A 24,587-nucleotide genomic window follows, 5' to 3' on the forward strand; every position below is an offset into this window, starting at 1 on the left:
ACATGAGCATCATTAAAAGCTACGCCGCCAAAGAAGCGGGCGCCGATCTGTCGCTGTGGGAGTACGATGCCGGCGAGCTGCAGCCGGAAGATGTTGAAGTTGAGGTGGAATACTGCGGGATCTGCCATTCGGACCTGTCGATGATCGACAACGAATGGGGGATGTCGAGCTACCCGCTGGTGGCCGGTCACGAGGTGATTGGCCGGGTGGCGGCGCTGGGCAGCGCGGCGCAGGATAAAGGGCTGAAGATTGGCCAGAAGGTCGGCATCGGCTGGACGGCGCGCAGCTGCGGTCATTGCGACGCCTGCATCAGCGGCAACCAGATCAACTGTCTGGAAGGCTCGGTGCCGACCATTCTCAACCGCGGCGGCTTCGCCAATAAGCTGCGCGCCGACTGGCAGTGGGTGATCCCCCTGCCGGAGAGCATCGATCTGGCGTCCGCCGGCCCGATGCTGTGCGGCGGCATCACCGTCTTTAAACCGCTGCTGACCCACCACGTCACCGCCACCAGCCGCGTCGGGGTGATCGGCATCGGCGGCCTCGGCCATATCGCCATTAAGCTGCTGCGGGCGATGGGCGCGGAAGTGACCGCCTTCAGCTCCAACCCGGCCAAAGAGCAGGAAGTACTGGCGATGGGCGCCGATCGCGTGGTCAACAGCCGCGATCCGGAAGCCTTAAAAGCGCTGGCCGGTCAGTTTGACCTGATCATCAACACCGTGGCGGTGGATCTCGACTGGCAGCCGTACTTCGAAGCCCTGGCTTACGGCGGCAACTTCCATACCGTCGGCGCGGTGATGAAGCCGTTCCCGGTGCCGGCCTTTACCCTTATCGGCGGCGACCGCAGCATCTCCGGCTCGGCGACCGGCAACCCGTCCGAACTGCGCACGCTGATGAAGTTTGCCGGGCGCAGCAAAGTGGCTCCGACCACCGAGCTGTTCCCAATGTCGCAGATTAACGAAGCGCTGAAGCACGTTCGCGAAGGCAAAGCCCGCTACCGCGCGGTGCTGAAAGCCGACTTCTGATGGTTCTCTCCCGCCGGGCGGCCCGCTCGCCCGGCGTTTTCCCCGTCGCTTCATCAAACCGTCATCTCCCCGCCATGCCTCTGTAGTCATTGCTTCCCACAATCCGGGCTTCGATAAATGGCTGAACGAGATGCGCGTCACCATGAGAAAGACCTGGCTTCCCTGGCTGATCCTGTCGCCTTCCCTGCTGTTTTTACTGCTGTTTACCTGGTTCCCGCTGGGGCGTTCGGTGTATGACAGCCTGTTTGATACCCGCATGGCCAGCGACGGCGCACAGTACGTCGGGCTGGATAACTTCGCCCGCCTGTTTGCCGATAACGTCTTCTGGCAGTCGCTGGGCAATAACCTGCTCTATATCCTGCTGACGGTGGTGCCCGGGGTGACCCTCGCCCTGCTGCTGGCGGTGGCGCTGAGCGAGAACCATCGCGTCAACCGCTGGCTGCGCACCGCCTTTTTCTTCCCGATGATTATCCCGATGGTCAGCGCCGCCGCGCTGTGGCTGTTTATCTTTATGCCCGGCCTCGGCCTGCTCGATCACTATCTGGCGAAGCTGTTCGGGCCGATGAACAACAACTGGCTGGGGCGCAGCAACAGCGCGCTGCTGGCCCTGGCGCTGATCGGCGTGTGGAAGTTCGCCGGCTATTACATGCTGTTTTTCCTCGCCGGGCTGCAGAGCATTCCGGCCTCGACGCGGGAAGCGGCGCTGATGGAAGGGGCTACCCGCACGCAGGTCTTTTTTAAGGTCACGCTACCGCTGCTGCGCCCGACGCTGAGCTTTGTGATCACCACCGCGCTGATCTACTCCATCACCCAGATCGACCACGTGGCGGTGATGACCCGCGGCGGGCCGGACAACGCCACCACCGTGCTGCTCTATTACATTCAGAATCTCGCCTGGGATACCCACGACCTTGGCAAAGCCTCCGCCGCCACCTTCCTGACCCTGGCCGGGCTGTTCGCCTTCTCGCTGATTAACCTGAAACTGCTGGAGAAAGGAGCCCACTATGAGCGCTGACATCTCGCCGCTGCTGGTCCGCACACCCGCCGCTGCGCGTCCGCTGTGGCTGCGCCTGCGCCGCTCGTCGCCCTTTACGCTTACAGTATTAATGTGCTGCCTGGCGCTGCTGTGGATCAGCCCGTTTATCTGGATGCTGGCCACCTCGTTCAGCGCCACCACCTTCGGGGAAGATATGGCCTCGCTGCTGCCGCGCCTGCCGCTGACCCTCGATAACTTCCGCGACGCCTGGAACAGCGCCGACTGGCTGAGCCTGTACGCCAACACCCTTATCTTCACCTTCGGCACCTTCTGCGTGCAGCTGTTGACCATCACCACCGCCGGGTACGTCTTCGCCTGCCACGAGTTTCGCGGCAAGCAGACGTTGTTTCTTCTGTTCCTGGTGCAGTTGATGATCATGCCGGTGGTGATGATGGTGCCGAACATGCTGACCCTGAAAACCTTCGGCCTGCTCAACACCCTCACCGGGGTGATGATGCCCTATTTCACCTCGGCGTTCGGCGTGTTCCTGATGCGTCAGGCGTTCCTCGCCATCCCGAAAGAGCTGGAGGAGGCGGCGCTGATGGAGGGCTGCCGCTGGTGGCAGGTGCTGTTCCGCGTGCTGCTGCCGATGTCCTGGCCGTCGGTGCTGGCCTTCGCCACCGTCAGCATTACCTACCACTGGAACGAGTACCTGTGGCCGCTGATGATGCTCAACGATCCCGACAAGCAGGTACTGACCGTCGGGCTGGTCTCCTTCGCCATGGGCGCCGAATCCGGCGGCCAGTGGGGCACCATCGGCGCCGGGACGCTGATGGTCTGCCTGCCGCTGATGCTGGCGTTCATTCTTTTTCAGAAACAGTTCCTGCGGAGCTTCGGCTTCTCCGGGATCAAATAAGGAGTGATTCATGCTGTTAGCACACATTTCCGATACCCATTTCCGCAGCCGCGGCGAGAAGCTGTACGGCTTTATCGACGTCAACGCCGCCAACGCCGATGTGGTCTCGCAGCTTAACGCGCTGCGCGAGCGCCCGGACGCGGTGGTGGTGAGCGGGGATATCGTCAACTGCGGCCGCCCGGAGGAGTATCAGGTGGCCCGCCAGATCCTCGGCAGCCTGAACTATCCGCTGTATCTGATCCCCGGCAACCACGACGACAAAGCCCATTTTCTGGAGCATCTTCAGCCGCTGTGCCCGCAGCTGGGCAACGATCCGCAAAATATGCGCTATGCGGTGGATGACTTCGCCACCCGCCTGCTGTTTATCGATTCCAGCCGCGCCGGCACCTCGAAGGGCTGGCTGACCGACGAGACCATCGGCTGGCTGGAAGCCCAGCTGTTCGAGGGCGGCGACAAACCGGCGACCATCTTTATGCACCACCCGCCTCTGCCGCTGGGCAATGCGCAGATGGACCCGATCGCCTGCGAAAACGGCCACCGTCTGCTGGCGCTGGTGGAGCGTTTCCCGTCGCTGACGCGCATCTTCTGCGGCCATAACCACAGCCTGACCATGACCCAGTATCGCCAGGCGCTGATCTCCACTATCCCTGGTACCGTCCATCAGGTGCCGTACTGCCACGAAGACACCCGGCCCTATTACGACCTCTCCCCGGCTTCATGCCTGATGCACCGCCAGGTCGGCGAGCAGTGGGTGAGCTACCAGCACTCGCTGGCCCACTACGCCGGCCCCTGGCTGTACGACGAAAACATCAGTTGCCCAACGGAAGAGCGCTAACCGCCATGCTCAGTCTGCAAAACATCAGTAAACGTTTCGACGGCAAACCGGCGCTCAGCGCCCTGTCGCTGGATATTCACGAAGGTGAATTCGTGGTGCTGGTCGGCCCGTCGGGCTGCGGGAAAAGCACCCTGCTGCGCCTGCTCGCCGGCCTGGAGCCGGTCAGCGAAGGCCAAATCTGGCTGCATGATGAGAACATCACCGCCGCCACGCCGCGCGAGCGCAACTTCGCGATGATCTTCCAGAACTATGCCCTGTTTCCGCATCTGTCGGTGCGCGACAACATCACCTTCGGCATGAAAGTGCGCAAGGAAGAGAAAAGCAGCTGGCAGCCACGGGTGGATAAAGTGGCGCAGATGCTGCAGCTGGAGGCGCTGCTCGACCGCAAACCGGCGAAGCTCTCCGGCGGCCAGCGCCAGCGGGTGGCGATGGCCCGGGCGATCGTGCGCAATCCGCGGCTGTTCCTGATGGACGAGCCGCTCTCCAACCTCGACGCCCGCCTGCGCAGCGAAGTGCGCGACAGCATTATGGCCCTCCACCAGCAGCTGAAAACCAGCACGATCTATGTGACCCACGATCAGACCGAGGCGATGTCGATGGCCGACCGCATCGTGGTGATGAACGGCGGCCACGTACAGCAGGTCGGGCGCCCGGAGTATCTGTACGCCAACCCGGCCAACCTGTTCGTCGCCGGGTTTATCGGTTCGCCGGCGATGAACCTGCTGTCGCTGCCCTGCGCCAATGGTGAAGTACTGTTGGGAGAACAGCGCTATCCGCTGCCGCCGCGCCACCGGGATCAGACCCGCGTCTGGCTGGGCGTTCGCCCGGAACATATTACCGACCGCGTGGAGGAGGGCCATCTGCGCCTCCCGGCCACCGTTCTGCAACGAGAACTGATGGGAGCCGACTACCTGCTCCACGTCAGCACCCCGATCGGCACCCTGCGCTTTAGCCGCCGCCACCGCGGCACGGTGCCGGAGAAAGGCGAGTCGCTACTGGTCGGCTTCTCGCCTGCCGATGTGCATCTTTTTCATGCTGAGACCCAGCATAATTTACTGATGGAGTGTAATCATGTTTAAACCTCTTACGGTAGTCGCGGTTGGCCTCAGTCTTGCCCTGAGCGGCGCGGCGCTGGCAAAAGAGAAAATAGACTTCATGTTCCCGGCGCCGGTGGACGGCAAGCTGACCATGGAGATGACCCGCGTCATTAAGCAATTCAACGACTCGCAGCAGGATGTCGAAGTGCGCGGCATCTTCACTGGCAACTACGACACCACCAAGATCAAAGCCGAATCGGCGCAGAAGGCCGGCCAGCCGCCGGCGCTGGTGATCATGTCCGCCAACTTCACCACCGATCTGGCGCTGAAGGATGAGATCCTGCCGATGGACGAGCTGTTTAAATATGGCGATCAAAAGGCTGGCGATTTTCTGCAAAAGGAATTCTGGCCCGCGATGCATAAGAACGCCCAGGTGATGGGCACCACCTATGCGATCCCGTTCCATAACTCGACGCCGATCCTCTACTACAACAAGACGATGTTCGATCAGGCCGGGATCAAACAGCCGCCGCAGACCTGGGCCGAGCTGCTGGCTGATGCCAAAAAGCTGACCGACGAGAGCAAAGGCCAGTGGGGGATCATGCTGCCGTCGACCAACGACGACTACGGCGGCTGGATCTTCTCGGCGCTGGTACGCGCCAACGGCGGGAAATACTTTAACGAAGACTATCCTGGCGAGGTCTATTACAACTCGCCGACCGCCATCGGCGCCCTGCGCTTCTGGCAGGATCTGATCTACAAGGACAAGGTGATGCCGTCCGGGGTGCTGAACTCGAAGCAGATCAGCGCTGCTTTCTTCTCCGGCAAGCTCGGGATGGCGATGCTCAGCACCGGCGCGCTGGGCTTTATGCGCGAAAATAGCAAAGATTTTGAGCTTGGGGTGGCGATGCTGCCGGCCAAAGAGCAGCGCGCGGTGCCGATCGGCGGCGCCAGCCTGGTGAGCTTTAAAGGCATCAGCGATGCGCAGAAGAAAGCGGCGTATCAGTTCCTGACCTATCTGGTGAGCCCCGACGTGAACGGCGCGTGGAGCCGCTTTACCGGCTACTTCTCGCCGCGCAAGGCGTCATACGATACGCCAGAGATGAAGGCCTATCTGCAGCAGGATCCGCGGGCGGCGATCGCCCTTGAGCAGCTGAAGTACGCCCATCCGTGGTACTCCACCTGGGAGACCGTTGCGGTACGTAAGGCGATGGAGAACCAGCTGGCGGCGGTGGTTAACGATGCCAAAGTGACGCCGGAAGCGGCGGTGCAGGCGGCGCAGAAGGAAGCCGACGCGCTGATGAAACCTTATGTGGATAAGACCGCGCTGGCGGAAGTGAAGTGACGCTTTACCCGTCATCGTCACCCTCACCCTGGCCCTCTCCCTGAGGGAGAGGGGACGGTACGGCGCTGTGGTTAAGCCCTGGGCCCGGGAGAGGGAACTGTCCGGCGCCGTGGTTGAGCCCTGGGTCCGGTTGAGGAAGGAAAAAAAGCAGGCCATACCCGGTATGGCCTGAAAATGTCACAACGATTAGATCCCTGCCGTTTCGCGAATATATTTGCGCGCTTTGACGGCGTATTCGAAAGGATTGGCCAGGGCAGGATCCTGCTCGGCTTCCACCACCATCCAGCCTTTATAGCCAAAGTCGTCCAGCAGCTTGAACACCGGACGGAAATCGATCACCCCGTCGCCCGGGACGGTGAAGGTGCCTTTTTTCACGCCGTCGAGGAACGACAGGCCGTCGCGGCGCACCTGGTCGATCACCGGCGGACGGACGTCTTTCAGGTGAACGTGGTTGATGCGCGGCAGATACTTTTTGAGGATCGCCAGCATCGGCGCTTCGCCGCCTTCGGAATACCAGGCGTGGCCGGTGTCGAACAGCAGGAAGACGCGCTCGTCCACCAGCGACATAAACTTGTCGATTTCCGCAGTGGTCTGGATGCCGGTGCCCATGTGGTGATGCAGGCAGACCTGCATCCCCTTCTCCGCCGCCAGGCGACCTAGGGTGTTATAGCCTTCCGCTACCCGCTGCCACTCCTCGTCGCTGAAGCACGGCTTCGCATCGCCGAGGATCGGTTTATCCAGCCCCTGGATGCTGCCGCTCTGCTCGGAGCAGCCAATCACTTTCGCGCCCATCGCATGAAGGAAGTTCATGTGATTGACGAATTCATCAATGGTTTTTTCCCGCTGGCCGTTGGCGAAAAAGGTGCTGAACCAGGCGTTGCAGATCTGAATGCCGCGGATGTCCAGCATCGGCTTGAGGACCGCCGGGTCGCGCGGATATTTGCTGCCGACTTCGCTGCCGGTAAAGCCGGCCAGCGCCATTTCGCTGACGATCTGCTGGAAGGTGTTTTCGCTGCCGAGCTCCGGCATATCATCGTTAGTCCAGCCGATCGGGGCGATAGCCAGTTTGACGTTATCTTTGTTCATAGTAGGGCTCCTGCCGCTGCGCCTTAGCGGCGCAGCAATTCACGTTCAATGAGTTCACGGGTTTCCACTGCCTGGTATTTCATTTTTTCCGGGTAGCCAAACAGCGAGGTGGCGACAATCGGCTCCCCGCCGACCTTGAAGGTCTGCTCGGCGAATTTCATTTCGCGCAGGGTGCGGAACAGCGCGTCGAAATCCACATCCCCTTCCCCGACGCCTACGTGCTGGTGCACCACGGCATCCACGCCCGGCGGGTTAACGATATAGCGGCAATGTTTCGTATGATTGCGGGTATCCGCAATCAGGACATGGGAGAGATCGCTCCCGGCATAGCGCAGCATGCTCGCCACGTCGCCGACGCCTTTGTCGTAGAAAAAGGTGTGCGGCACGCTGTAGACGTACTTCACGTTATCGCTGCGGAACGACTTCACAATATCGACGGTTTCATTGTTCTCTTCGCAGAAATCCCAGGGATGCGCCTGGATCTCCACGCGGATGCCTTCCCGCTCAAAAATCGGCAACAGCTCTTCCATCGAGCGATAGAACATTTCATCGCAGATCTCAGGCTGATTCGGATCGCCGGAGAACTCGGTGTTGATCACCTGAACGCCCATCTCCACCGCAATTTCCACCAGCCGTTTCCAGTTTTTCACCGCTGCCTGACGGCGCAGTTCGTCCGGGCCGGACCAGCGGTAGACGCAGATAAACGACGACAGCTCAAGGCCGGTATCGCGCAGCGCCTGCTTGTACTCCGCCATGATCTCCCGGCTGGCGCGCGGGTGCTTGTAGAACGGGTTAATCTGCGGGTGCGGCGACTGTTCAATGTACTTGTAGCCCCACTCCGCTACCTGATGGACCATGCGGGTGATCCCGAGGTCCTTAATGACATCCACATCAAAGGCAATTTTCATCGTCGTTACCTGTGCAAAGAAGTTCCGTCAGCAAAACGTGCTTAACGTTTGTAGAATGCCGGGCACTCGGGCAGCGTCACTTCAACCGGCTCGCTGGTTCCCTGCGCTTTAATGCAGGCGTCCGCCGCCACCGACGCCGCGTAGCCGTCCCAGGCCGACGGGCCGTGCAGCTGGCCGGCTTTGACGTCGTTGATAAAGGCCTGCAGCTCGACGTCGTAGGCTTTGATAAAGCGGTCTTTCCAGTCGGTCAGAATGGCAGTCGACAGGCTGGCGGACTTGCGCATCTGGACGGCAGACGGCTCCGGCAGACGGGCAATCCCGGTCTCGCCGACCACTTCGCACTGGATGTCATACCCGTACTGGCAGTTCACGAACACCTCGACGTCGATCAGGGTGCCTTTTTTGGTTTCAAAGGAGACGATCTGCGGATCTTTCAGACGCGCGTGGGTGTGCGAGGTGGAGCGCGGGAAGCGCACCTGCACGGAACGGTAGTCATCGTTCAGCAGCCAGCGCAGCACGTCCAGCTCGTGGATCAGGGTGTTGGTGATCGCCATATCGGTGGTGTAGTTCTCGCCGACCGACTGGTTGCGGTGGGCGCAGCGCAGCATCAGCGGCGCGCCGATATCGCCATCGTCGATCACTTTTTTCAGCGCCAGATAGCCTTCGTCGTACGGGCGCATAAAGCCAACCTGTACCAGACGACGGCCGGCCTTCATTTCGGCATCGACGATGCGACGGCAGCCTTCCGCAGACATCGCCAGCGGTTTTTCGCAGAACACCGGCTTACCGGCGGCGATGGCGGCCAGGGTGTACTCTTCGTGGGTCGGGTCCCAGGAGGTGACCAGGATGGCATCGACATCGCTGGCGTTAATCACGTCGTGGCCGTCGGCGTAGACTTCCGCCTGCACGCCCGGCAGCGCGACCGCCGCACGGGCGTTGTCGGCATTGATATCAGACACCGCCACAACGGTGGCGCCCTGCAGAACCTGGGTGCAGCGACGGATGTGTTCTTTACCGATAGCGCCAGCGCCGATGACACCTAATTTGAGCGACATAATGGTTTTCTCCGTAAGTCTGTAGGATTCAGGGTGGATGTTCGTTTTAGTAATCACGCGCCTGGGCGCGTTTTTCATTAATCATTTGCGCAACTTTGCGGATCCGCTCAGAGAGCGCCGTCTGGGCGACCCCAACGTTCCACCAGCTGCCGTATTTGTGCACCATGGTCTTCGGCAGCACTTTAATATCTATCAGGGTGCTGACCGTTTCGCGACGGGCGGCGTCCAGCGCGTGGCGCAGTTCGTCCAGGGTGGTGACGCGCCAGGTTTTGCAGCCGTAGCCGGCGGCGATGGTGGCGAAGTCCACCGGCACCAGGCCGCCCTGCAGCTGGCCGGTTTCCGGCTGGCGGTAGCGGAACTCGGTGCCGAAGCTGTCCATCCCGTGCTCCATCTGCAGGTTGTTGATGCAGCCGTTGGCCATGTTGTCGAACAGCACGACGTTGATCTTCGCCCGCTCCTGCAGGGAGGTGACCAGTTCAGAGTGAAGCATCATGAACGAGCCATCGCCGACCAGGGAGTAGACTTCGCTCTGCGGCTGCGCCAGCTTCACGCCCAGCGCGGCGTTGACCTCATATCCCATGCAGGAGTAGCCGTACTCCACGTGGTAGGTGTTTTCCGCGCGGTTGCGCCAGACGCGCTGCAGATCGCCAGGCAGGCTGCCCGCCGCCGCGACGATCACCGCCTCGGCCGGCAGCGTTTCATTCAGTACCCCAAGGACGCTGCTCTGGGTCAGGGTGGAGTCGGTGATCTGGCGGAATTCGCGATACACTGATTCGCGATCGAGATGATCGTCGATCTCCGGGACAAAGGATTTTTCCTGCCACACCGCCTGGTAGACGCGCTGGGTCTCTTTTAACTGACGGCTCTGCACGCTCTCGATCTGCGCGCCCCAGCCGGCCTGCCAGCCGCTGTCCGCCAGCGCCGCGTCGAGGGCGGTCATCGCTTCCCGGGCGTCCGCCAGCATGGCAATGCCGTCCAGCTTCCAGGCGTCGAAGTTGCTGACGTTAATATTCAGGAAACGCACCTCCGGGTGCTGGAAAATCCATTTCGAGGCGGTGGTAAAATCGCTGAAACGGGTGCCAACGCCGATCACCAGGTCGGCCTCTTTCGCCAGCAGGTTCGCCGCCAGACAGCCCGTCTCGCCGACGCCGCCGACGTTCAGGGGGTGAGAAGAGACCACCGTCCCCTTCCCGGCCTGGGTTTCGGCAAAGGGCACCCCGTAGCGCTCGGCGAAACGGGACAGCGCTTCGCCCGCGCCGGAGTATTTCACCCCGCCGCCGCAGACGATCAGCGGTTTACGACTGGCTTTGATGGCCGCCACGGCGTCCGCCAGCTGCGCGGCGCTGGCCGGGCGGCGGTCAAGACGGTGCACCCGGCGCGCAAAGAAGGATTCCGGGTAGTCCCAGGCTTCGCCCTGCACGTCCTGCGGCAGGCACAGCGTCACCGCGCCGGTTTCCGCCGGGTCGGTCAGGACGCGCATGGCGTTGATACAGGCGCTCATTAGCTGTTCCGGGCGGGTAATGCGGTCCCAGTATTTGCTGACCGCGCGGAAGGCGTCATTGGTGCTGATGCTGAGATCGTAGCTCTGTTCAATCTGCTGGAGCACCGGGTCCGGCTGGCGGGTGGCGAAGACATCGCCCGGCAGCAGCAGCAGCGGAATGCGGTTGGCGCTGGCGGTGCCGGCGGCGGTGATCATGTTGGCCGCCCCCGGACCGATGGAGGAGGTGCAGGCGATAATCTGCCGGCGCAAGGCCTGGCGGGCAAAACCGGTGGCCACGTGGGCCATCCCCTGCTCGTTGCGCCCCTGATAGACGCGCATGTCGCCGCTGTCCTGCTCCAGCGCCTGCCCCAGCCCCAGGACGTTGCCATGGCCGAATATCGCGAAAATGCCTTTCACGAACTTCAGCTCTACACCATCCACTTCCAGGTACTGGTTATCGAGGAACTTCACCAGCGCCTGCGCCGTTGTCAGTCTCAGTTTGCCCATGATGCACAATCCTTATTGTTCAGTATTTGTGTGTGGCGTCGCGCCGATGCCGCCGGGGCCGTCGTTCACGTCACTGGAATACCTGTGGATTATAGGCAAACATTTTTTTCATTAAATACAAATACAGAAGAAATATTTCATTTTGCGAGAAGGATCAAACTCTCTACCCATTTCATACGTTTCACTTACATTCCTGACACGTTTTCGGGCCCTTTTTTGCCGCAGCACACGACAATATCCCCTTAAAAATCATAGGTAAATGGCTGTCGTGTGGCGTTTCATTTTCTCCCGGGTCAACAGTGGGGACGATCCGCGCTCACGCGAGGCTCAGTGCGGCAGAGTGGTAGATCCCTCACACTTTTGGTTTTTTAATTTCGAACGAGTTTGCAAATGAAATATTTATTTCTCAAACTAAGGGTAACCAATAACCCTCAGGCTGTTCACGGAGTCAACGTCGGGATCCCGACCCTTCCAGGCAGCAGACACCAAAAAGGAAATCCTAGCTATGAATGCAGCAGTAAAGCGGCTCGACGTCATCTGTATAGGTCGGGTGGCCGTCGACCTCTATGCCCAGCAGATCGGTTCGCGGCTAGAAGACGTTGCCAGTTTCGCGAAATATCTGGGCGGCTCCTCCGGCAACGTGGCCTTTGGCACCGCGATTCAGGGGCTGAAATCGGCCATGCTGGCGCGCGTTGGCGATGAACACAACGGCCGTTTCCTGCGTGAAACGCTCAACCGCGCCGGGGTGGATACTGAGTATCTGATTACCGACAAATCTCGCCTGACCGCGCTGGTGATGCTGGGGATAAAGGATCAGGAGACTTTCCCTCTGATTTTCTACCGCGATAACTGCGCCGATATGGCCTTAACGCCTGACGACATCAGCGAGGAGTATATTGCCTCCTCCCGGGCGCTGGCGGTGACCGGCACCCATCTGTCGCACGCCAACACCCGCGCCGCGGTGCTGAAGGCGCTGGAGTACGCCCGCCGTCACGGCCTGCGTACCGCGCTGGATATCGATTACCGTCCGGTGCTGTGGGGACTCACCTCGCTCGGCGATGGCGAAACCCGTTTCATTGAGTCCGGGCCGGTCACCAGCCAGCTGCAGGAAGTGCTGCATCTGTTCGATTTGGTGGTGGGAACCGAAGAAGAGTTTCATATTGCCGGGGGCAGCACCGATACCCTGACCGCGCTGAAAAATGTGCGCAATGCCACCAAAGCCACCCTCGTCTGCAAGCGCGGGCCGATGGGCTGCGTGGTGCTGGAAGGAGACATCCCGGACAGCTGGGACCAGGTGCCGCTGCAGCAGGGCGTGCGCGTGGAGGTGCTCAACGTGCTGGGCGCCGGAGATGCCTTTATGTCTGGCCTGCTGCGCGGCTGGCTTAACGACGAGGGCTGGGAGCAAGCTTGCCGTTATGCCAACGCCTGTGGGGCGCTGGTGGTCTCCCGCCACGGCTGTGCGCCGGCGATGCCGACCAAAGTCGAACTCGATGACTACCTGCAGCGCGCCGAATCGGTGCCGCGCCCGGACGTCGACGAGCGCCTCAACCACCTGCACCGGGTGACCAGCCGCCGCCAGCAGTGGCCGGAGCTGTGCATTTTCGCCTTCGACCATCGCAAACAGCTGGCCGATCTGGCGCGGGAGACCGGGCGCGATGAAGCCTGCATTCCGCAGCTCAAGCTGCTGTTGTTGGCCGCGGCCGAAGCGGCGGCGCAGGAGGCGGGTCTTGACCAGCGCAGCGGTATTCTGGCCGACGGCACCTACGGCCAGCGTGCGCTGAACGCCATTACCGGCAAGGGCTGGTGGATCGGGCGCCCTATCGAACTGCCCAGCTCGCGACCGCTGCGTCTGGAGCATGGCAACATCGGCTCGCAGCTGATCGACTGGCCGCTGGAGCATGTCGTCAAATGTCTGGTCTTCTATCACCCGGACGACCCGGCGGCGCTGCGTGCAGAGCAGGACGCCCTGCTGCTCGAGGTGTGGCAGGCCTGTAACAAGTCAGGCCATGAATTGCTGCTGGAGGTGATCCTGCCGGAAAATGGCCCGGACAAAGACGAGCGCCATTACCACACCATGCTGGAACACTTCTATCAGCTGGGGATCAAGCCGGACTGGTGGAAGCTGCCGCCGCTCTCCAGCGCCAGCTGGCAGCAGATCACCGCCCTTATCGAGCGCGAAGATCCGTGGAGCCGCGGGATCCTGATCCTCGGCCTCGACGCGCCTTCCGACAAACTGCGCGCCGGTTTCGCCGAAGCGGCCGCACACCCGATGATCAAAGGTTTCGCCGTCGGGCGCACCATCTTTGGCCAGCCGTCGCGGCGCTGGATGCAGGGTGAGCTCAGCGATGAGGCCCTGATAGAGGAAGTGAAACGCAACTACCTGACGCTTATTGGCTACTGGCGCGAAGCCCGCCGCTGATCCCCCGACGCCCGTCTCCGTCACCTTGCGGAGCGGGCGTTTTTCTGTTTCTTCGTGAAATGAATCGCGTATTTCGTCGCAATAAATGAAAAATTCGCTTCATTTGGTACACTGGAAGCCATATTCCTTCCATTTTCTCAGAGCGCACTCTATGGCCAATAACCCAACACAGCTGACCATCCTGCAGGATGAAATCAGGCGTCGCTACGATACGTTAAGCAAACGCCTGAAACAGGTCGCCCGCTATATCCTTGATAACAGCAATAGCGTGGCTTTCGATACCGTGGCCTCCATTGCGCAACAGGCGGACGTTCCCCCTTCCACGTTGATTCGTTTTGCCAACGCCTTCGGCTTCAGCGGCTTTAACGAAATGAAACAGATGTTCAAGCAGCATTTGATGGAAGAGACCGCCAACTATACCGAGCGCGCCCGTCTGTTCCGCCAGACCACCAGCGATGAGTCCAGCCCGCCGGAAACGCCGACGGAAATCCTCAATATGTTCACGATGGTGAACAACCAGGCGCTGCAGCAGCTGGCGATGCAGACCTCCAGCGATGAGCTGGAGCGCGCGGTGGCCCTGCTGGGCGAGGCGGAAAATATTTACGTCATTGGCCTGCGCCGGTCGTTCAGCGTCGCCTCCTATCTGACCTATGCGCTGCGCCACCTCGATCGCAAAGCCTTTCTGATCGACGGCCTCGGCGGCATGTTCACCGAGCAGCTGAGTCTGGTCGGCCCGAAAGACGTGGTGGTGGCGGTGAGCTTCTCGCCGTACGCTCGGGAAGTGGTCGAGCTGGTGGAGCTGGGCGCGCAGCGCAAAGCGCGGCAGATCGCCATTACCGACAGCCAGGTCAGCCCGCTGGCGGCCTTCAGCGATGTCTGCTTTGTGGTGCGGGAAGCGCAGGTGGATGGCTTCCGCTCGCAGGTTGCTTCCCTGTGCCTGGCCCAGACGCTGGCGGTCTCGCTGGCGCTGAACAGCAGTCAGGAGTCTGAGGCCAAGCAGAAGGCGTGAAATAAGCCGCCTGGCGTCGGTTGCCCGGCGGAGTGGCATAAGCCTGCGGGAGGCGCCGGTAGGCCGGGCAAGGCATTTATGCCGCCATCCGACACAAAGGCGGGTATGGCGCCGGAGGTGTCCTGCCCGGCGGCGCTGCGCTTGCCGGGCCTGGGGTATGTGCGCCTGCGGGTCGCCGTAGAGACTGTTATCGGTTTGCAACTTTCCCGGCCAGACAATGCGTTTATCACGTGTAACTTCAGCGAAATTTGCGCTCCCGGTTAATCGTCTGCGTTATGCCTGGCATGGCGCAGGGAGCGCACAGGGGGCGGCCAGTCGCCGCCGCCCCCCTGTACCCCCGGGCTCCGGCCAGCAAAATCGCCGCTGCGCGGTCCCTTCGACTTATCCCTGCAGGCTTCGGGTCGGGCCGAGGCAGCGTCCGTGCAAAACACGGCCCTCAGCCCGCATCCATGCGGGCTGCCCCGGCCTTCCGGGAACGTCTCAGCGATTTTGAGGCCGTCAGCACCGGCAGTTTCAGTCGCGCAAGTGGGTAAATCAAGGACAGGTCGCACGAACCCTGTAGGCCGGATAAGCGTAGCGCCATCCGGCACAGTCACGGGTACGGTGCCTGACGGCCCGGCAACGCTGCGCTTGCCGGGCCAGGGAGTGGGATTCCGCGGAGCCTTTCGCTAAAAAACACCCGCAGCCTCAAACAACAAGGCCGGTTAGCATCGCTAACCGGCCTTTTTTATCGGCGTCTGCGCGTCACGTTAGTCGTGGCGCGGATATTCCGGCGTGTTGATCCAGGCGTGGTCCTCTTCCCAGGTGAACAGCCATTTCCGATCCGGCCCGGCCATGACGTTCAGATAGTAGCTGTCGTAACCGGCAATCGCCGCCACCGGATGGTAACCGCGCGGCACCATCACCACATCGTGGTTATAGGGCGCCATGCAGGCGTCCAGGCTGCGGTCGTCGGTGTAGACCCGCTGGAAGGCAAAGCCCTGCGGCGGATCGAAGCGGTGATAGTAGGTCTCTTCCAGCTGCGTTTCTTTGCCCGGCTGGGCGGTATCGTGCTTATGCGACGGCCACGAGCTGGTGGCCCCTTCGTCGGTGTAGACTTCCACCACCAGCAGGCAATCCGCCTCGGCGCTGTCCGGCAGAATATTATGCACCCGACGCTGGTTGCGCCCTTTCCCACGATGCTCGACGCCGACGTCTTCCGGCCGAATAAGGCGTGCCGGGAAGCTGCCTTTGCCCGGCGCGCTACACACCGCCAGCTCCAGATCGGAATCGGCGGTCACCTCGACCCGATCCTGCGGTGGCACGTACACCGACCACGGCGGGGTGCGTTCAAACGGCGACATCCGTTTACCGAGATTCGGGAAATCGGCCTGCTGCGTTTTCACCGACGCCAGGCCGGCAACCAGCACCAGGCACAGCTCGCGGTCGCCGCTCTCCAGCGTCACGGTCTGCCCTTTTTTCAACATCCAGACATCAAAGCCGATATAGCGCCAACCGGCGCTTTGCGGCGTAATATGCTGGATCTGTCCCTCTTTTCGCGATTTAGCCAGTAACGACATGGCGCTCTCCTTCGCCGATTAACCTAGCGTCGGCATGCTGAATTCAGATACGGTCTGCTGCCCTGCCGGCCAGCGTACGGTGGCGGTCTTCATGCGTGTGTAGAAGCGCACGCCGTCCGGCCCGTGAACGTTCAGCGCCCCGAACACTGAGCGCTTCCAGCCGCCAAAGCTGTGGAACGCCATCGGCACCGGGACCGGCACGTTCACCCCAACCATCCCCGCCTGCACGTCGTGGACGAATTCACGCGCGGTGTGGCCGTTGCTGGTGAAGACGGCGCTGCCGTTGCCAAACTCGTGGCTGTTGACCAGTTCGAGGGCGCTGTCATAGTCCGCCGCGCGCACAATCCCCAGCACCGGGCCAAAGATCTCTTCGCGCCAGATGGTCATCTCCGGGGTGACGTGATCGAACAGGGTGCCGCCGACATAATAGCCCGCGTCGTAACCCGGCACGCGCAGTTTGCGGCCATCGACCACCAGTTTTGCCCCTTCGCTTTCGCCTTTATCAATATAGCCGAGGACTTTTTTCTGGTGAGTATCAGAAACCACCGGCCCCATCTCGTTCTCTTCCTGGCCGCGCATGCAGCCCGGGCCCACTTTCAGCGCCTCCACCAACGGCTTCAGGCGGGCGATCAGTTTGTCGGCGGTTTCATCTCCCACCGCGACCACCACCGGCAGCGCCATGCAGCGCTCGCCTGCGGAGCCGAAGGCGCCACCCATAATGGCGTTAACGGTGGCGTCGAGATCGGCATCCGGCATCACTATCGCGTGGTTTTTGGCGGCGCCAAAGGCCTGCACGCGCTTGCCGTGGGCGCTGGCGGTCTTATAGATATACTCCGCCACGCCGGAGGAGCCAACGAAGCTCACTGCCGCAATGCGCGGGTCAGTGTACAGCTGCTCGGCATCTTCATTGCTGCAGTGCACGACGTTAAACACGCCGTCCGGCAGACCAGCCTCTTTCAGCAGCTCTGCCAGACGCACGGCGGCCGTCGGCGCCAGCGCCGGCGGTTTGAGGACGAAGCTGTTGCCGCAGGCCAGCGCCAGCGGGAACATCCACATCGGCACCATCGCCGGGAAGTTGAACGGGGTGATCCCGGCCACCACGCCCAGCGGCTGCATCAGCGAATAGCTGTCGACGCCGGTGCCGACGTCAGAAGAGTATTCACCTTTAATCAGGTGCGGGATCCCGCAGGCGAATTCGACCACTTCCATGCCGCGGGTCAGCTCGCCCAGCGCATCCGACCACACTTTGCCGTGCTCGCTGACGATGATCCCCGCCAGCTCTTCCACGTGCTGCTCCAGCAGCATTTTGAAGTTGAACAGCACGCGGGCGCGGCGCAGCGGCGTGGTACGGGACCAGCTGTCAAACGCATCGCGAGCAACCTGAATCGCCTCAGAGACTTCCTGCGCGGTCGATACCGTGACTTCGCGCACCGCTTTGCCCGTCGCCGGATCGTACACCGGCATCGTTTCGTTGCTGCTGCTGATAACGGTTTTCCCGCCAATAAAGTTTCCTGTGATCGTCATGTTCTCGCCTCATAGTGAAGAGGGCCAGCGCACACCGGCCCGTCGCTGATTCTGCTGTGCTATAACCGTAGTAAAATGAAATTTATATTTCAACATTGTTGTGAAATGAAATTTCATTTTGGTGATAACAGTCGCATTTTGCGCTCACGCATCGCTTACACGCTTCCCCCATCGAGCCGCGCCGCCTCGTGATGCCAGGCTCCCCGTCCCGGTCGCTCCCGCCGCGGCGGCCGGGAATATTTTGCGAGGCAGCTCAAACAATCATCATTTTCATTCTTGCTTATTTTGGAATAAACGTTTTGACTGTTAGCCAAGTGAACGAACCTAACCCTCTTCCGTCAGGAGTGTCCTATGGCCATCGCAATGCAACGTTTTTGTATTAACCGCAAAATCGCGCCAGCGCTCAGCATTGAAGCGTTTTTCCGTCTGGTGAACCGTCTGGGCCTGAATAAAGTCGAGCTGCGCAACGATTTACCCAGCGGGAAAGTGACCGACGATTTAAGCCATCAGCAGGTGCGCGAGCTGGCGGCACGTTATCACATCGAGATCCTGACGATTAACGCGGTCTATCCCTTTAACCGCCGTAGCGAAGAGGTGCGGCAGCTGACCGAGTCGCTGCTGAAAGAGGCTCAGGCCATCGGCGCCAAATCGCTGGTGCTCTGCCCGCTCAACGACGGCAGCGAGATACCGGCCAGCGACACCCTGGGCGCCCTGCGCGACCTGGCCCCGCTGTTCGCCTTCTACGGCATCCACGGCCTGGTGGAGCCGCTGGGCTTCCCGCAAAGCTCGCTGCGATCTGCACACCAGGCGCAGACGCTGATCCATGACGCGCGCGTGCCGTTTAAGCTGCTGATCGACACCTTCCATCACCATCTCTACCCGCAGGCGGCGGACGAGTTCAGCCAGGTGGAAGTGGCGGACATCGGGCTGGTCCATCTTTCCGGAGTGGACGATACCCGTCCGCGCGAGCAGCTCACCGATGCCGAGCGCATCATGCTGACGCCGCAGGATCGTCTCGGCACCTGCGAGCAGGTTAAGGCACTGGAAGCCCGCGGCTATCAGGGGATATACGCTTTTGAACCCTTCGCTCCCGAGCTGGCGCAGTGGAGCGAAGCGGATATCGAGCGCGAAATTGAGCAGAGCATCGCGCTTATCCAACGCCACTGCGCCTGAGGCCTCTCGCGACAGCGTGCGCGGCGCGTGACGATTTCCCCAACGCCGGACGACGAGGTTGCCTATAATCGTCGCAGGATAAATGGAGGAATCGATCATGAGCTCACCCCTGTTGATTGCGCGCACGCTGGATAACGCGCTCTATTTGCTGCCCGCCATGGCCAACCGCCATGGGCTGATCACCGGTGCGACCGGCACCGGTAAAACCGTCACCCTGCAAAAGCTGGCTGAGTCGTTTTCGGAGATTGGCGTGCCGGTATTTATGGCGGACGTCAAGGGCGACCTGACCGGCATTGCCGCCGCGGGGCAGAGCTCAGAGAAACTGCAGGCGCGGCTGGAGAAGATCGGCGTCAGCGACTGGGAGCCGCACGCCAACCCGGTGGTGCTCTGGGATATCTTTGGCGAAAAGGGCCACCCGGTGCGGGCGACGGTCTCCGATCTTGGCCCTCTGCTGCTGGCGCGCCTGCTCAATCTCAACGAGGTGCAGAGCGGCGTGCTGAACATTATTTTCCGCATCGCGGACGACCGCGGCCTGCTGCTGCTCGACTTCAAAGATCTCCGCGCCATCACCCAGTTTATCGGCGATAACGCCAAATCTTTCCAGAATCAGTACGGCAATATCAGCAGCGCCTCGGTCGGCGCCATCCAGCGCGGGCTGTTGACCCTGGAGCAACAGGGCGCCGGGCACTTCTTCGGCGAGCCGATGCTGGATATTGCCGACTGGATGCGCGTCGATGCCAGTGGCAAAGGGGTGATCAATATCCTCAGCGCTGAAAAGCTCTACCAGATGCCGAAGCTCTACGCCGCCAGCCTGCTGTGGATGCTCTCCGAGCTGTACGAGCGCCTACCGGAGGCGGGCGATCTCGACAAGCCCAAACTGGTGTTCTTCTTCGATGAGGCGCATCTGCTGTTCAACGATGCGCCGCAGGTGCTGCTGGATAAAATCGAACAGGTGATCCGTCTTATCCGCTCCAAGGGCGTCGGCGTCTATTTTGTCTCGCAGAACCCGGCGGATATTCCCGACGCTGTGCTCGGCCAGTTGGGCAACCGTGTGCAGCACGCGCTGCGCGCCTTTACGCCGAAGGATCAGAAAGCGGTGAAAACCGCCGCCCAGACCATGCGCGCCAACCCGGCCTTCAGTACCGAACAGGCGATCCAGGAGCTGGGCACCGGCGAGGCGCTGATCTCCTTCCTCGATGAGAAAGGCAGTCCGTCGGTGGTCGAGCGGGCGATGGTTATCGCCCCCTGCTCGCGGATGGGGCCGGTCAGCGATGACGAGCGCAATGGCCTGCTGAATCACTCGCCGCTGTACGGCAAGTATGAAGAGGAGGTGGACCGCGAGTCGGCCTTCGAGATGCTGCAGCAAGGGGTGCAGGTCACTACCGAGCAGCAGTCGGCTCCGCCGGCGAAGGGTCAGCAGAGCGGGGAAGACGACGGGCTGCTCGGCGGCCTGAAAGATATCCTGTTCGGCAGCACCGGCCCGCGCGGCGGCAAACGCGACGGTATCGTGCAGACCGCGGCGAAAAGCGCAGTTCGCCAGGTCACCAATCAGATCGTCCGCGGCATGCTGGGCAGCCTGCTGGGCGGACGCAAGCGCTAAAAAAAAGCCCCCTCATCAATGAGGGGGCTTAGGTTTCAGGCTTACCCGCTAGGCCTTACGCATCATCAGCCAGAGGCTTATCAGGAAGAAGCTGGCGCTTGGCAACAGCGCGCCGATGATCGGCGGTATGCCGTACACCAGGGTCAGCGGGCCGAAAATCTGATCCAGCACGTAGAAGATAAAGCCGAAGCTAATCCCCGTCACTACCCGGACGCCCATCGGCACGCTACGCAGCGGGCCAAAGATAAACGACAGCGCCATCAGCATCATCACCGCCACCGACAGCGGCTGGAAGATTTTGCTCCACATATTGAGCTGGTAGCGTCCCGGATCCTGACCGCTGGATTTCAGGTATTTCACATAGTTGTGGAGCCCGCTGATCGACAGCGCATCCGGATCCAGGGCAACCACGCCGAGCTTGTCCGGCGTCAGGTTGGTTTTCCAGGTACCGCTCACCATCTGCGACCCGGTCACCTGCTTCGGATCGGTCAGATCGGATTCATCCACCTGCGACAGGCGCCACACTTTATTCTCGCTATCGAATTTTGCCGAGGCGGCATAGCGCACCGACTGTAAACGACGCTCCGGGTTGAAGGCATAAATGCTGACGCCCCCCAGCTCATCGTTACCTTTCACCCGTTCGATATAGACAAAGTTATGGCCATCTTTCGCCCACAGCCCCTGCTGGGTGGAAAGTAGCGAACCGCCGTACATCTGCTGGGCGCGGTAGTTGCGCGCCATCTGTTCGCCCTGCGGCGCCACCCACTCGCCGATCGCCATGGTCAGCAGCACCAGCGGGATCGCAGTTTTCATCACCGCCAGCGCCACCTGCAACCGGGTAAAACCGGACGCCTGCATCACCACCAGCTCGCTGCGCTGGGCCAGCATCCCCAACCCCAGCAGCGCGCCAAGCAGCGCCGCCATTGGGAAGAAGATCTGGATGTCTTTCGGCACGCTGAGGATGGTATAGAGGCCGGCGCCCAGCGCGTCGTAACTGCCCTGCCCGGACTTTTTCAGCTGATCGACAAACTTGATAATGCCGGAGAGCGACACCAGCATGAACAGCGTCATCATGATGGTGTTGAAAATCGTCTTACCGATATAACGGTCAAGTACGCCAAACGCCTGCATCAGGCCGCTCCTTTATTAAAACGGGCGCGGAAGCGGCGCATCGGCACCGTGTCCCACAGGTTTAACAGCACCGCCAGCGCAAAATAGAGCAGGTTGATCGCCCACATCCAGATAGCCGGGTCCATTTTGCCTTTGCCGCCGTTCGACTTGATTGAGGTCTGCAGCAGGAAGAACACCAGGTAGAGCAGCATCGCCGGCAGCATCGACAGTACGCGGCCCTGGCGCGGGTTCACCACGCTGAGGGGCACCACCATCAGCGCCATAATGAAGACCGTCGCCACCAGCGTGAAGCGCCAGTGCAGTTCGGCGCGCGCGCGGTCGGTGTGGGTCTGCCACAGAGTGCGCATATCCATCTGTTCGGTGTCGTCCGGATCGGAGGTCACCGCCTGGTGGCCGATAATGGCCTGATAGTTATTGAAGTCAGTAATGCGGAAATCGCGCAGCATCGCGGTGCCTTCAAAGCGGGTGCCCTTGTTGAGGGTCACCACCTGCGAACCGTCTTTCTGCTGCGACAGCTCGCCGGAATCCGCCACCACCACGGAGGGGCGCGCGTTGCCTTTCGGACGCAGCTGGGCAAGGAAGACGTCATGGAAGCGGTTGCCGTTCACGCTCTCGATAAACATCACCGCGTTACCATCGCTGGCCTGCTGGAACTGGCCCTGGGCCAGAGCGGCCATGCCGGGGTTGGCTTTGGCTTCCGCAAGCACTTCATCCTGATGGCGCGACGACCACGGCCCCGCCCACATCACGTTGACCGCCGCCACCGCGCCGGTGAACAGCGCGAGGATCATCGCCGCCTTGATCAGCACGGCTTTACTCAAGCCGCAGGCGTGCATCACCGTAATTTCGCTTTCGGTGTACAGCTTGCCGAGGGTCATCAGCAGGCCAAGGAACAGACTTAACGGCAGGATAAGCTGCGCCATCTCCGGGATGCCGAGCCCCAACAGCGAGAGCACCAGATTGGTTGGGATATCGCCATCCACCGCAGCGCCGAGGATCCTGACTAATTTCTGACAAAAGAAAATCAGTAACAGGATGAATAGGATCGCCAACTGGCTTTTCAGCGTCTCACGAACCAGATATCTTATGATTATCACTATAAATACGCCCGTAAAAACCCGTTTTAGTGCAGGAAAATTGCTTGTTTCATGGCTTAAACGTCATTTATTCTCTTTGGTCGTCGAAAACGTCGCTAAGATTAAATGACTCATCGGTTCTGCATGTCAGGATCTTTTCTGACGAACCCAGGCCTTAATAACGTTAAGATTAACACGAAGTCACCGCAACAGCGGATATGAGTTACGAAAGCTTGCAATTATATACTCAATGGATTTCGAGTTGTAAGAAGGCAGCAGGGCTGTGGCCCCTGGCGCGCACAATGTGCCACGTCAGGGTAAGCAGGCGCAGCCGGCGCATCTGCAACTTGAAAGGCGACGAGTATAGCCGTAGCCACCACTGTTGTCTTTAAGATTCAGGAGCATAGTGCATGGAGTTCAGTGTAAAAAGCGGTAGCCCGGAGAAGCAGCGGAGCGCCTGTATCGTGGTCGGCGTCTTTGAACCACGTCGCCTCTCCCCCATCGCCGAACAACTCGATAAAATCAGCGACGGCTACATCAGCGCCCTGCTGCGTCGCGGCGAGCTGGAAGGCAAACCTGGCCAGACGTTATTGCTGCACCATGTGCCAAACATTCTGTCTGAGCGCATTCTGCTGATTGGCTGCGGCAAAGAGCGCGAACTGGATGAGCGTCAGTACAAGCAGGTCATCCAGAAAACCATCAATACCCTGAATGATACCGGTTCAATGGAGGCGGTCTGCTTCCTGACCGAGCTGCACGTCAAGGGCCGTAACAACTACTGGAAAGTTCGCCAGGCCGTTGAAACCGCCAAAGAGACGCTGTACAGCTTCGACCAGCTGAAGACCAACAAAAGCGAGCCGCGTCGCCCGCTGCGTAAAATGGTCTTTAACGTGCCGACCCGTCGCGAGCTGACCAGCGGCGAACGCGCCATTCAGCACGGGCTGGCGATCGCCGCCGGCATCAAAGCGGCGAAAGATCTCGGCAACATGCCGCCGAACATCTGTAACGCCGCCTATCTGGCCTCCCAGGCACGCCAGCTGGCCGATACCTATAGCAAAAACGTTATCACCCGCGTGATCGGCGAACAGCAGATGCGCGAGCTGGGAATGAACGCCTACCTCGCCGTCGGCAACGGTTCGCAGAACGAGTCGCTGATGTCGGTCATCGAGTATAAAGGCAACCCGTCGGAAGACGCGCGTCCTATCGTGCTGGTCGGTAAAGGCCTGACCTTCGACTCCGGCGGCATCTCCATCAAGCCGGCTGAAGGCATGGACGAGATGAAGTACGACATGTGCGGCGCCGCGGCGGTATACGGGGTGATGCGGATGGTTGCTGAGCTGCAGCTGCCGCTGAACGTGATCGGCGTGCTGGCGGGCTGTGAAAACATGCCTGGCGGTCGCGCGTATCGCCCGGGCGATGTTCTGACCACCATGTCCGGCCAGACGGTGGAAGTGCTGAACACCGACGCCGAAGGCCGTCTGGTGCTGTGCGATGTGCTGACCTACGTTGAGCGCTTCGAGCCGGAAGCGGTTATCGATGTCGCAACGCTGACCGGCGCCTGCGTGATTGCCCTCGGCCATCACATCACCGGCCTGATGTCGAACCATAACCCGCTGGCCCATGAGCTGATCGGCGCCTCCGAACTGGCCGGCGACCGCGCATGGCGTCTGCCGCTGGCCGATGAGTTCCAGGACCAGCTGGAATCCAACTTTGCCGATATGGCGAATATCGGCGGCCGTCCTGGCGGCGCGATCACCGCCGGCTGCTTCCTGTCGCGCTTCACCCGCAAGTACAACTGGGCGCACCTCGACATCGCCGGCACCGCCTGGCGTTCCGGCAAAGCCAAAGGCGCCACCGGTCGTCCGGTCGCTCTGCTGTCGCAGTTCCTGCTCAATCGCGCGGGTTTTAACGGCGAAGAGTGATTGCCGT

At 60.9% G+C, this 24,587-nt stretch carries 19 protein-coding genes; 11 read left to right on the forward strand and 8 right to left on the reverse strand.

Translation table 11 applies throughout. The features are described 5' to 3' along the window. Nucleotides 1-2: 2 nt before the first annotated feature. The 6 genes from ABLV64_RS09605 to ABLV64_RS09630 all read left to right on the forward strand — a co-directional run bounded on the left by ABLV64_RS09605 (nt 3) and on the right by ABLV64_RS09630 (nt 6,131). Entirely contained in the window at nt 3-1,022 is a 1,020-nt protein-coding gene (locus ABLV64_RS09605; RefSeq protein ID WP_004178400.1) for an NAD(P)-dependent alcohol dehydrogenase, read from the forward strand. A gap of 130 nt (nt 1,023-1,152) precedes the next feature. After that, a complete protein-coding gene (locus ABLV64_RS09610; RefSeq protein WP_004146807.1) occupies nt 1,153-2,037 on the forward strand; it encodes a sugar ABC transporter permease in 885 nt (294 codons plus the stop codon). Beyond that, nucleotides 2,027-2,914 (forward strand): ABC transporter permease subunit, encoded by an 888-nt coding sequence (locus tag ABLV64_RS09615; protein WP_004206543.1) that lies wholly within the window; start codon nt 2,027-2,029, stop codon nt 2,912-2,914. Before ABLV64_RS09610 ends, ABLV64_RS09615 begins: the two co-directional genes overlap by 11 nt. Before the next feature lie 10 nt (nt 2,915-2,924). Beyond that, nucleotides 2,925-3,749 (forward strand): phosphodiesterase, encoded by an 825-nt coding sequence (locus ABLV64_RS09620; protein WP_217325144.1) that lies wholly within the window; start codon nt 2,925-2,927, stop codon nt 3,747-3,749. 5 nt (nt 3,750-3,754) lie between these two features. Then, a complete protein-coding gene (locus tag ABLV64_RS09625; protein WP_017899880.1) occupies nt 3,755-4,828 on the forward strand; it encodes an ABC transporter ATP-binding protein in 1,074 nt (357 codons plus the stop codon). Next, on the forward strand, nt 4,821-6,131 hold the full coding sequence (locus ABLV64_RS09630) for an ABC transporter substrate-binding protein (protein ID WP_186998104.1): 1,311 nt from the start codon (nt 4,821-4,823) through the stop codon (nt 6,129-6,131). The genes ABLV64_RS09625 and ABLV64_RS09630 overlap by 8 nt, the downstream gene beginning before the upstream one ends. Before the next feature lie 186 nt (nt 6,132-6,317). On the opposite strand, the gene iolE is transcribed toward ABLV64_RS09630, so the two are convergent. The 4 genes from iolE to iolD are packed head-to-tail and all read right to left on the reverse strand — an operon-like array spanning nt 6,318 to nt 11,167. Continuing rightward, on the reverse strand, nt 6,318-7,217 hold the full coding sequence (iolE, locus tag ABLV64_RS09635) for a myo-inosose-2 dehydratase (protein WP_002886970.1): 900 nt from the start codon (nt 7,215-7,217) through the stop codon (nt 6,318-6,320). 23 nt (nt 7,218-7,240) lie between these two features. Further along, on the reverse strand, nt 7,241-8,125 hold the full coding sequence (locus ABLV64_RS09640; protein WP_004152193.1) for a sugar phosphate isomerase/epimerase: 885 nt from the start codon (nt 8,123-8,125) through the stop codon (nt 7,241-7,243). Between the two features lie 41 nt (nt 8,126-8,166). Beyond that, nucleotides 8,167-9,180 (reverse strand): Gfo/Idh/MocA family oxidoreductase, encoded by a 1,014-nt coding sequence (locus ABLV64_RS09645; RefSeq protein ID WP_004152192.1) that lies wholly within the window; start codon nt 9,178-9,180, stop codon nt 8,167-8,169. A gap of 46 nt (nt 9,181-9,226) precedes the next feature. Then, on the reverse strand, nt 9,227-11,167 hold the full coding sequence (gene iolD, locus ABLV64_RS09650; protein WP_064795200.1) for a 3D-(3,5/4)-trihydroxycyclohexane-1,2-dione acylhydrolase (decyclizing): 1,941 nt from the start codon (nt 11,165-11,167) through the stop codon (nt 9,227-9,229). Between the two features lie 505 nt (nt 11,168-11,672). On the opposite strand from iolD, the gene iolC reads away from it, so the two are divergent. Beyond that, the gene (gene iolC, locus ABLV64_RS09655) at nt 11,673-13,586 is read left to right on the forward strand and encodes a 5-dehydro-2-deoxygluconokinase (protein WP_004146797.1); all 1,914 of its coding nucleotides are present in this window, start codon (nt 11,673-11,675) and stop codon (nt 13,584-13,586) included. Between the two features lie 151 nt (nt 13,587-13,737). Then, a complete protein-coding gene (locus tag ABLV64_RS09660; RefSeq protein ID WP_004206536.1) occupies nt 13,738-14,595 on the forward strand; it encodes a MurR/RpiR family transcriptional regulator in 858 nt (285 codons plus the stop codon). 749 nt (nt 14,596-15,344) lie between these two features. Here ABLV64_RS09660 and iolB read toward each other — a convergent pair. Together iolB and ABLV64_RS09670 are read right to left on the reverse strand one after the other, a co-directional pair. Beyond that, a complete protein-coding gene (iolB, locus tag ABLV64_RS09665; protein ID WP_023291777.1) occupies nt 15,345-16,154 on the reverse strand; it encodes a 5-deoxy-glucuronate isomerase in 810 nt (269 codons plus the stop codon). An 18-nt stretch (nt 16,155-16,172) separates the two neighbouring features. Beyond that, a complete protein-coding gene (locus tag ABLV64_RS09670) occupies nt 16,173-17,678 on the reverse strand; it encodes a CoA-acylating methylmalonate-semialdehyde dehydrogenase (protein ID WP_004146794.1) in 1,506 nt (501 codons plus the stop codon). A 351-nt stretch (nt 17,679-18,029) separates the two neighbouring features. Here ABLV64_RS09670 and ABLV64_RS09675 point away from each other — a divergent pair, with 351 nt between their 5' ends. Then, nucleotides 18,030-18,851 carry a TIM barrel protein gene (locus ABLV64_RS09675; RefSeq protein WP_004206534.1) on the forward strand — a complete coding sequence of 274 codons (822 nt, stop codon included), beginning with the start codon at nt 18,030-18,032 and terminating at the stop codon, nt 18,849-18,851. Nucleotides 18,852-18,948: 97 nt separating this feature from the next. Next, the gene (locus ABLV64_RS09680; protein WP_048322798.1) at nt 18,949-20,451 is read left to right on the forward strand and encodes a helicase HerA-like C-terminal domain-containing protein; all 1,503 of its coding nucleotides are present in this window, start codon (nt 18,949-18,951) and stop codon (nt 20,449-20,451) included. A gap of 48 nt (nt 20,452-20,499) precedes the next feature. Here ABLV64_RS09680 and lptG read toward each other — a convergent pair whose 3' ends face one another. Further along, the gene (lptG, locus tag ABLV64_RS09685) at nt 20,500-21,582 is read right to left on the reverse strand and encodes an LPS export ABC transporter permease LptG (RefSeq protein ID WP_002886956.1); all 1,083 of its coding nucleotides are present in this window, start codon (nt 21,580-21,582) and stop codon (nt 20,500-20,502) included. After that, on the reverse strand, nt 21,582-22,679 hold the full coding sequence (lptF, locus tag ABLV64_RS09690; RefSeq protein ID WP_012969078.1) for an LPS export ABC transporter permease LptF: 1,098 nt from the start codon (nt 22,677-22,679) through the stop codon (nt 21,582-21,584). The genes lptG and lptF overlap by 1 nt, the downstream gene beginning before the upstream one ends. Before the next feature lie 389 nt (nt 22,680-23,068). Between lptF and pepA the strand changes: the two genes are divergently transcribed. Beyond that, nucleotides 23,069-24,580, forward strand: coding sequence for a leucyl aminopeptidase (gene pepA / locus ABLV64_RS09695; protein ID WP_004206531.1), 1,512 nt, complete (start codon nt 23,069-23,071; stop codon nt 24,578-24,580). The last annotated feature ends 7 nt before the right edge of the window (nt 24,581-24,587 follow it).

The organism is Klebsiella sp. JB_Kp031 (assembly GCF_040064295.1).
GTDB lineage: Bacteria > Pseudomonadota > Gammaproteobacteria > Enterobacterales > Enterobacteriaceae > Klebsiella > Klebsiella quasipneumoniae.

Bases quoted from the DNA above. Each gene is read 5' to 3' on its own strand.
- iolE (WP_002886970.1), bottom strand. From the start codon at position 7,217: ATGAACAAAGATAACGTCAAACTGGCTATCGCCCCGATCGGCTGGACT.
- ABLV64_RS09620 (WP_217325144.1), top strand. From the start codon at position 2,925: ATGCTGTTAGCACACATTTCCGATACCCATTTCCGCAGCCGCGGCGAG.
- iolC (WP_004146797.1), top strand. From the start codon at position 11,673: ATGAATGCAGCAGTAAAGCGGCTCGACGTCATCTGTATAGGTCGGGTG.
- ABLV64_RS09625 (WP_017899880.1), top strand. From the start codon at position 3,755: ATGCTCAGTCTGCAAAACATCAGTAAACGTTTCGACGGCAAACCGGCG.
- ABLV64_RS09680 (WP_048322798.1), top strand. From the start codon at position 18,949: ATGAGCTCACCCCTGTTGATTGCGCGCACGCTGGATAACGCGCTCTAT.
- ABLV64_RS09645 (WP_004152192.1), bottom strand. From the start codon at position 9,180: ATGTCGCTCAAATTAGGTGTCATCGGCGCTGGCGCTATCGGTAAAGAA.
- ABLV64_RS09675 (WP_004206534.1), top strand. From the start codon at position 18,030: ATGGCCATCGCAATGCAACGTTTTTGTATTAACCGCAAAATCGCGCCA.
- ABLV64_RS09630 (WP_186998104.1), top strand. From the start codon at position 4,821: ATGTTTAAACCTCTTACGGTAGTCGCGGTTGGCCTCAGTCTTGCCCTG.
- ABLV64_RS09610 (WP_004146807.1), top strand. From the start codon at position 1,153: ATGCGCGTCACCATGAGAAAGACCTGGCTTCCCTGGCTGATCCTGTCG.
- ABLV64_RS09670 (WP_004146794.1), bottom strand. From the start codon at position 17,678: ATGACGATCACAGGAAACTTTATTGGCGGGAAAACCGTTATCAGCAGC.
- iolB (WP_023291777.1), bottom strand. From the start codon at position 16,154: ATGTCGTTACTGGCTAAATCGCGAAAAGAGGGACAGATCCAGCATATT.
- pepA (WP_004206531.1), top strand. From the start codon at position 23,069: ATGGAGTTCAGTGTAAAAAGCGGTAGCCCGGAGAAGCAGCGGAGCGCC.
- ABLV64_RS09660 (WP_004206536.1), top strand. From the start codon at position 13,738: ATGGCCAATAACCCAACACAGCTGACCATCCTGCAGGATGAAATCAGG.
- ABLV64_RS09605 (WP_004178400.1), top strand. From the start codon at position 3: ATGAGCATCATTAAAAGCTACGCCGCCAAAGAAGCGGGCGCCGATCTG.
- lptG (WP_002886956.1), bottom strand. From the start codon at position 21,582: ATGCAGGCGTTTGGCGTACTTGACCGTTATATCGGTAAGACGATTTTC.
- ABLV64_RS09615 (WP_004206543.1), top strand. From the start codon at position 2,027: ATGAGCGCTGACATCTCGCCGCTGCTGGTCCGCACACCCGCCGCTGCG.
- iolD (WP_064795200.1), bottom strand. From the start codon at position 11,167: ATGGGCAAACTGAGACTGACAACGGCGCAGGCGCTGGTGAAGTTCCTC.
- ABLV64_RS09640 (WP_004152193.1), bottom strand. From the start codon at position 8,125: ATGAAAATTGCCTTTGATGTGGATGTCATTAAGGACCTCGGGATCACC.